Here is an 8,197-nt window from a genome sequence, read left to right as displayed (position 1 = left end):
TCTCGGTGTTCGCATTCGTGAAGCTGATGACCGGCATGATCTGGCTCGCGATCGTGGGCCGCAACATCACCTGGGGCGTCGCGTGGCACCGCTTCTCGGCGTTCTTCAACATCTACTTCAAGCGTGAAGACGACGGCACCGTCGCCCTCGGCGCGGCAAAGCCCATGATGTCCAAGGGCAAAGTCCTGACGATGGAGAACGTCGACCCCGACACCGACACTCTCGGCGCCGGAAACATCGAAGACTTCTCCTGGAAGGGCTGGCTCGACTTCACCACCTGCACCGAGTGCGGTCGTTGCCAGTCCCAGTGCCCCGCGTGGAACACCGGAAAGCCGCTCTCGCCCAAGCTGCTCATCATGTCGCTGCGTGACCACGGCTACGCCAAGGCCCCGTACCTGCTCGCTGGTGGACGCAAGGACATGGGCGGCGACGAGATCGGTCTCGTCGACAGCGAAGGCAATGTCAAGGAAGGCGCCCTCGCAGCCATCCCCGAGGCCGCGCGCCTCGAGGCCGACCGCAAGCTCGTCGGTGAAACCGTCGAAGGTGAGATGGCCCCGGTCATCGACGCCGAAACCTTGTGGAGCTGCACCAACTGCGGCGCCTGCGTCGAACAGTGCCCCGTCGACATCGAACACGTCGACCACATCATCGACATGCGTCGCTACCAGGTCCTGATCGAATCGGAGTTTCCCTCCGAACTCGCCGGCCTGTTCAAGAACCTCGAGAACAAGGGCAACCCCTGGGGTCAGAACTCCAAGGATCGCCTCAACTGGATCAACGAGATGGACTTCGAGATCCCCGTCTTCGGCAAGGACGCCGACAGCTTCGAGGACTACGAGTACCTCTTCTGGGTCGGCTGCGCCGGCGCCTACGAAGACCGTGCCAAGAAGACCACCAAGGCCGTCGCCGAACTCCTCGCCACCGCGGGAGTGAAGTTCATGGTCCTCGGCGCCGACGAAACCTGCACCGGCGACTCCGCACGTCGCGCCGGCAACGAGTTCTTGTTCCAGCAGCTCGCGATGCAGAACATCGAGATGCTCAATTCGGTCTTCGACGGTATCGAGCAGAAGAAGCGCAAGATCGTCGTCACCTGTGCGCACTGCTTCAACGCCCTCGGCAACGAGTACCCGGAGGTGGGCGGCGACTACGAGGTCGTGCACCACACTCAGCTGCTCAACCGTCTGGTGCGCCAGAAGAAGCTGATCCCGGTTGCGTCCGTGAGCGAAGACGTCACCTACCACGACCCGTGCTTCCTCGGACGCCACAACAAGGTTTACGACGCTCCCCGTGAACTCATGGAAGCCTCAGGCTCCAAGCTCGTCGAAATGCCGCGTCACGGCGAACGTTCCATGTGCTGTGGTGCCGGTGGTGCTCGCATGTGGATGGAAGAGAACATCGGCAAGCGCATCAACGTCGACCGCGTCGACGAAGCGCTCTCCACCAACCCCAAGAAGATCGCCACGGGTTGCCCGTTCTGCCGCGTCATGCTCACCGACGGCGTCACTGCCCGCCAGGAGCAAGGCCAGGGCGAAGGCGTCGAGGTCGTCGACGTCGCGCAGCTGATGCTGAACTCCGTCACCCGCCTCGATCCCGCCCAGCTCGGCGAGAACATCAAGGTGATCCCGCGCGAGAAGGCACCGGTCGCTGCTGAGGCAAAGGCTGAGACCGTCGAGCAGGATCGGGTCGCCGAAGTCGAGGAAGCTGCCGCGACTCCGGAAGCCAAGGCTGCACCGGCAGGCAAGGGTCTGGCCATGAAGGGCCTCGCCAAAGCACCAGGTGCAAAAGCTCCCGGTGCCAAGGCACCCGGCAAGGGGCTCGGAATGGCCGGCGGGGCAAAGGCTCCCGGCGCCAAGAAAGCGGCTCCCGCCGCAAGCGCGGAAGCTCCCGCTGACGAAGCTGCTGCACCGGCAGCACCTGTCGCAAAGCCCAAGGGTCTCGGCTTGGCAGGCGGGGCCAAGGCTCCCGGCGGCAAGGGACTGCAGATGAAGGGCGCCGCCAAGGCACCCGGAGCAAAGGCCGCTGCCGCGCCGGCAGCGGAAGCTCCGGCTGCTGAGGCTGCTGCACCCGAAGCTGCTGCACCCGTCGCCAAGCCGAAGGGTCTGGGCCTGGCGTCCGGCGCCAAGGCACCCGGCGGCAAGGGACTGCAGATGAAGGGTGGGGCCAAGGCTCCTGGTGCAAAGGCTGCTCCTGCTTCTGAAGCACCTGCTGCTGCTCCGGCAGAGGCTCTGGCAGAGGCTCCGGCTGCACCGGCAGAGGCTCCGGCCGCCGAGGCGGAAGCCCCGAAGGCTCCGCCTGCCGCCAAGGCCGGCGGACTCGGATTCAAATCGGGCGCAAAGGCTCCCGGTGCCCGGAAGGCAGCTCCCGCTGCGGCCCCGGCGCCGGCTGCTGAGGCCCCGGCTCCCGAGGCCGAACCTGTGAAGGCAGAACCCGCCGCCGAACCTGTGAAGGCAGAACCCGCCGCTGAAGCGCCTGCTGAGGCGTCCGCACCCGCGGAAGCTCCGGCGCCTGCTGCCGCGCCGCCCGCCCCCAAGGCAGGCGGACTCGGATTCAAGGCCGGCGCGAAGGCTCCTGGCCGCAAGAAGTAAGCGCACCACACGCGAATGCCCTCACCGTCACGGTGAGGGCATCCGTGTTTGTGCGGGAGCCTTTGCCGACCGAGCACCCTTTCCCTCGACCCGACACACCGTCCAGCACACGGAAACCGGTGCTCGCCCTGTGCAAGTGGTGCTCACTCCCCCGCCAACTCGAGGCCGGCGTGTCAATCGGCGACAAGCATCACCGCACCGCGCGCACGCCCGACGCCCCTTTCCTGCTGCCGGCCGATGACGTATCGTCCCGGAGCGATGCCGGTCGCGCCGTGCTCCGGGTGGATGAGGTACGCGGTCACTCGGGTGTCGAGCATGCCGAGTGCAAGGCCCCGAGCATCTTTCACCGGCGTCGACCACGTGCACTCCCCTTCGTCTGCAACCAGACTGTGGGGGTTCCCTCCCGCCGCACTTCGCAGCAGTTCCACGCCGGAGAGCGGCACTCTCACAGAGCGTGTCCATGGCAGGGGCGCCACGATATTTGCGAGCAGCGAAAACGGGATCACGATGAGATCGCCTTGCGCCTGGAGTCCGTCGATCACAGGAATGGACACTTCCTGGTCCAGGTAGTCGAAGACATCGAGGCCGGTGAGGGTGGTGAGAGCGGACAAGGTCATGTTCGAGTTCATAAGTATCACCCAGGGTTTGAGGATTGAGGGTTCGAGGATTGAGGGTTCGAGATTCAGGTTCGACGAACGAGACGGGAATAGTCGGTACCGGTGATGCCGTAAGTCCATCCGGCGGCATCCAAAGCGGAGGTAAACCATCCGGGTACGTGAAGGCCGTATCGACGCCGATGCCCGTCGCGTTCGAGAGAACCGTTGACCGCGAGGAGAATCCGTCCACTTCGGCCCCAGCCCTCCGGCGACGCGTAGAGCTGCAGCAGGCAACCGGCGTTACCGGGATCGTCGGTTTGGTCGACCAGTGTCAGGCCTGCCAGCTCGATGTAGGAATCCCACCCGATCCGCTCGATTGCACATCGACGGATCTCTACATTGCGCTCGTGTGCGATGCGTTCGGCGGTGGGGTCGAGCACCACCCAGTCTGGAACGATCGCTCCGTGTAGAACGAACGCCTTTGTACCGTCTACGAATTCGATTGCGGGGGAATCCGAATGATGCAAGCGCCGTGCCCCCTGCGCGCTGCCCGGAATCGGTTCGGCATGTAAGGCAGTGGGTCGTTCCGCCATGATGCACACGTCGTCGAACGCCCACCACCACCCGGTCGAGTCAGCCAGTGCGGTCTGCACGTCGAGGAGTTCACGGTCTTCCGAGCGGAAGGTCGCAAGACCGAATCGATGGCATGTGTCGTAGTACGCGATTCGATGTGCGTCCTGCTGCCCGTACCAGGTCACTTCCCCGGCCACCGGGGTCAACATCGTTCGTATCGCAGCTGCGACGCCGTCGAACAGCGTGGTGTGCAACGATTCCCAAATGGACGCCCTGATCAGGCGCTCCCCCTGCCGGCGTTCCATCTGCCAGTCAGTTCTCCGACATTCGATTCGCGCGTCCATGCGTCGGCGCGATGCCGCAAACATGCTCGCGATATACCCGGAAGCGCAGTCGAGGCCGGTGCCGTCCAATGACATCTTGGTCGACAGTCCTTCGGTGACGATCAGGTCCGAACCAGCAGACGGCGACGGGACCCAGACGAACTCCGGTTTCGGGAGCCCGGAGCGTCGATACAGTTGCGCGACAGAGGCTTCTGCGGTGTTTCGATCAGCAGGACGAGTACACAATCCGCGTTCGAGCCACACGTCGCGGATCTTTTCCAGGGCCAGACTGTCTTCATCGAAGAGATTGAAGTTCTCGGGCAATGTCGCTCGATGTGATGCCGACGAGCGAATCGGTGCGGCGCTCACGCGACGGTGGCGGTGTCCGCCTTTCCTGTAGTCATAGTTGAACAGCCTGGCACGCGAACGCTCCGGGCGCAAGGGTTTCCTAGAGCGCGACACCGGGAACCTGCCACCGTTTCCCCATACCGAACACCCTCTCCAGCGACGCGAAACCGGTTCGAACTGTGGACAAGTGGTGTTCACTCACGGCTATCCACACCCCCGGGGTCACGGCTTCCTTTCCAGCGCCGGGCACAGCAAGATCGATCGACATGGGGGAACAGACACATATCATCCGCAGGCCGGACCAACTGTCGATCGGTCGCACCGATGCCGAGATCCGACAGGCCTGCGCTAGTGGAACCTGGGCCAGAATCCATCGGGGTGCGTACGTGGACAGCGGCCACCTGTCCCGCCTCGACGCATACGGACGACATCGATTGCGGGCAGAGGCCGTGGCCTGCGCCGCTTCACCCGGTGCCACTGTCAGCCACGTCTCGGCTGCGGTTCTGCACGGTTTCGAACTCTGGAACACTCCGCTCGAGGTCGTTCACCTGTCCCGGAACCGGCGAGGTGGTGGCCGAAAGTCCGCTCGACGTCATGTGCACTCGACATGGCTGGCGGACAACGAGATCACCGAAGTCGATGGGCTGCGCGTCACGACTCCGGCACGAACTGTTGCGGATCTCGCGAGGACACTCACTTTCGAACAGGCTCTCGTCGTGGGCAATTCAGCGTTGCACCGTTCAAGGTTGACCAAGGACGCGGTTGCAGCCTCGCTGGCACTCAGCCCGAACCATCCGCGCCATCGACATGCGCTCCACGCGCTCACCGCGATGGACTCCCGCATCGAAAGCGTCGGTGAATCACGGAGCCTCGCATTGTTCCTGCACGAACACCTGCCGCTCCCCGAACCCCAGGTCGACATCCACGACGCCCGAGGGTTCGCCGGCCGCGTCGACTTCCTGTGGCGTGAGCAGCGCACCATCGGAGAGTTCGACGGCCGCATCAAGTACGGCCGACTGGTGCCAGCCGGTCGCAGCCCCGAGGACGCGCTCTGGAACGAGAAGCTCCGCGAAGACCGACTCCGTGACGCAGGGTGGGAGGTCGCGAGGTGGACGTGGGCCGACCTGTCGACCCCGTCACTGGTGGCAAGTCGGATCCTGGCGGCCTTCGCGCGCAGCCACGGGGCCGTCAGCTACTGATCGCAGGCTTCCACAGCTCGAGCGTCGGAATGCCGGGTGGAGTGAATCCGAGCACCTGCCCGTAGAAGGACAGCTCGGCGTTGCGTGAGCTGATGATGGTCGACTGCTTGCGGAATCCGTGAGATTCACCCTCGTAGGCCAGGTACGCGTGCGGAATGCCCTTGGCCACCAGAGCATCCCGGAATCGCTCCGCCTGCGAGGGTGGCACGATCGGATCGTCGAGACCCTGGAGAAGCAACACCGGGCAGTTCAACCCGTCGACGTTGTTGAGTGGAGCACGTTCCGCGTACAGGTCGGCAGATTCCGGCAGCGGGCCGATCAAACCGTCGACGTAACGCGATTCGAAATCGTGAGTTTCCTGCACGAACAGGTCCAGTTCAGCCACGCCGAAATAGGAAGCACCACAAGCGAACACGTCGGACGTCGTCAGTGCGGCCAGAACGGTCCAACCACCGGCGGATCCGCCTTCGATGGCAAGGCGGGCCGGATCGGCAAGCCCCTGCTCGGCCAACCCGTTGACGGCGGTGACGACGTCCTGCACGTCGACGACACCCCACTGACCACGCAATCGATTACGGTACTCACGTCCGTAACCGGTCGACCCGCCGTAGTTCACGTCGACGACGCCGATTCCGCGGCTGGTAAAGAAGGCGTAGACGAGGTTGAGGGCCGGTGCGACGTGCGCCGTCGGCCCACCGTGAACAAACGCGACATACGGCGGTCGTTCATCGTCGAGCCCTTTGTATCGCGGACTGCGCGGCGGATACGCAACGGCGTGAACTTCTCGCCCGTGTCCGTGAGCCACGACGGCTCGCGCTTCCGGAAGGTAGGCAGACTCGGGCAATTCTTCGACCGACGAACGGATTTCGGTGAGTTCGCCGGTACCGAGGTCCAGTTCACGTAGCGCGCCCGCCAGTTTCGCGCCTCCCGAGATGAGCAGTAACCGATCGCCGCGAACTTGCATGAGGCCGATGCTGGTGACACCCGGGGTCGCGATGTCGCGCAGTTCCCCCGACGCCGGGTCGAGTACCGCCAGCGTGTCGGTTCCGACGGTGCGTGCGGTGAGAAGGTGCCCGTTGCCGAGTTCGACGAACCAGCGCCCACCGAAGCGCCACTGCGGGCCACCGAAATCCGCGTTCACCGGGCAAATCGGGCTGATCTTGCCGCCGACGCGATAGATGTTCCACCAGCCGCTGCGATCGCTGATTGCGTAGAGTTCGTCGTCGGTGATCCACTCCGGCTGCAGGACGGACTCTTCAAGTCCGCCGATCAGCACGGAATACGCCTGAGCGACGCCGTCGACGAGTGGAGCTACCCGCAGTTCGGTACCGTCCCAGGGCATTTGCGGATGGTTCCATGCGATCCAGGCGATCTTGGTTCCACTCGGCGAAAGCCTCGGTGACGAGAGGAAGTCCGAGCCGCCGACGATCGAGCGGATGTTGCCGGAACCGTCCAGCGGAATCGCGCAGATATCGCGAGTGATCGCCCCGTCCTCCGCGTGCGCTTCCCGAACCGCCCACACCTCGCCGTTCACGATCTGCAGGTCTGCGTATCGCCACGCGGCCGGCGACGCCGGTTCGGGCGTCAGAGCCCGTGGAGTGACTCCTTCGAGGATGTACACCCGTTGATCGGAGAATTCACTGAAGACCAGTTTTCCGGACTCGGTGACCGTCCAGGCGCCACCGCCGTACTCGTGAACCCTGGTTCGCGCGTTCCACGGCGCGGGGAGGATGTCGACGGGTTGGTTGTCGAGACCAGATCGACGGATCGAGGTCCGACCACCCTCGGTCGGACGAAGTTCAGCCCACCAGATCTCGTCACCGACGTATCGTCCACCCTCGACAGGGTGCCCACCTGCAGCCAGATCAGCTGCTCCGATCGGAGAAGTCCACGATCCGTACGGGGCTGCAATCTGCTCGCTGGGGGTCATCGCTCGACAATAGCCAACGGGCGTGCGACACGGTCCCCGACAATGCACTTGCACAGTGGTGGAATCATGTAACTCGTGAGCACACCAGAACCCGTCCGCCACCGTCAGCCGCAGCGCGAGCTGGAGCAGTCGTCGAAGCTCCAGAACGTCCTGTACGAAATCCGTGGACCGGTGCACGCGCATGCCGCCCGGTTGGAGGCGGAAGGACACCGGATCCTCAAGCTCAACATCGGCAACCCGGCACCGTTCGGATTCGACGCCCCCGATGTGATCATGCGGGACATGATCGCCGCCCTGCCCTATGCACAGGGCTATTCGGAGTCGAAGGGCATTCTGTCGGCGCGGCGCGCAATCGTGACGCGTTACGAGCTGGTTCCCGGCTTCCCCGAGCTCGACGTCGACGACATCTACCTCGGCAACGGTGTTTCCGAGCTGATCACGATGACCATGCAGGCCCTCCTCAACAACGGCGACGAGGTTCTGATCCCAGCACCGGACTACCCCCTGTGGACTGCGATGACGAGCTTGTCCGGAGGGACGCCCGTCCACTATCTCTGCGACGAGGCCAACGACTGGAATCCCGATATCGCCGATATCGAATCCAAGATCACCGACAAGACCAAGGCTCTCCTCGTCATCAACC

Annotated in this window: 6 protein-coding genes; 3 read left to right on the top strand and 3 right to left on the bottom strand. The window is 64.1% G+C overall.

The annotated features are described in order from the left end of the window. Nucleotides 1–2,585 (top strand): (Fe-S)-binding protein (locus tag A2J01_RS30700; RefSeq protein ID WP_064114241.1); only part of this gene is annotated, 2,585 nt, incomplete at its 5' end. Nucleotides 2,586–2,758: 173 nt separating this feature from the next. On the opposite strand, the gene A2J01_RS30695 is transcribed toward A2J01_RS30700, so the two are convergent. Together A2J01_RS30695 and A2J01_RS30690 are read right to left on the bottom strand one after the other, a co-directional pair. After that, complete coding sequence (locus A2J01_RS30695; RefSeq protein WP_029254716.1) at nucleotides 2,759–3,214, bottom strand: hypothetical protein; 456 nt, start codon at nucleotides 3,212–3,214, stop codon at nucleotides 2,759–2,761. Between the two features lie 53 nt (nucleotides 3,215–3,267). Then, nucleotides 3,268–4,446: a DUF6745 domain-containing protein gene (locus A2J01_RS30690; protein ID WP_042926313.1), complete on the bottom strand. Its 1,179-nt coding sequence runs from the start codon at nucleotides 4,444–4,446 to the stop codon at nucleotides 3,268–3,270. A gap of 245 nt (nucleotides 4,447–4,691) precedes the next feature. Between A2J01_RS30690 and A2J01_RS30685 the strand changes: the two genes are divergently transcribed. Continuing rightward, nucleotides 4,692–5,624 (top strand): hypothetical protein, encoded by a 933-nt coding sequence (locus A2J01_RS30685; RefSeq protein ID WP_064074627.1) that lies wholly within the window; start codon nucleotides 4,692–4,694, stop codon nucleotides 5,622–5,624. Here the strand turns inward: A2J01_RS30685 and A2J01_RS30680 are convergent. Then, nucleotides 5,614–7,554, bottom strand: a complete 1,941-nt coding sequence (locus A2J01_RS30680) for a S9 family peptidase (RefSeq protein ID WP_042452248.1) — start codon at nucleotides 7,552–7,554, stop codon at nucleotides 5,614–5,616. The genes A2J01_RS30685 and A2J01_RS30680 overlap by 11 nt on opposite strands. Nucleotides 7,555–7,629: 75 nt before the next feature. On the opposite strand from A2J01_RS30680, the gene A2J01_RS30675 reads away from it, so the two are divergent. Continuing rightward, nucleotides 7,630–8,197, top strand: a 568-nt coding sequence (locus A2J01_RS30675; protein WP_156519458.1) for an aminotransferase class I/II-fold pyridoxal phosphate-dependent enzyme, incomplete at its 3' end; no start/stop codon positions are given.

This window comes from Rhodococcus sp. EPR-134 (assembly GCF_001647205.1).
Taxonomy (GTDB): domain Bacteria; phylum Actinomycetota; class Actinomycetes; order Mycobacteriales; family Mycobacteriaceae; genus Rhodococcus_F; species Rhodococcus_F qingshengii.
This window is presented reverse-complemented; position numbering and strand designations above follow the sequence as displayed.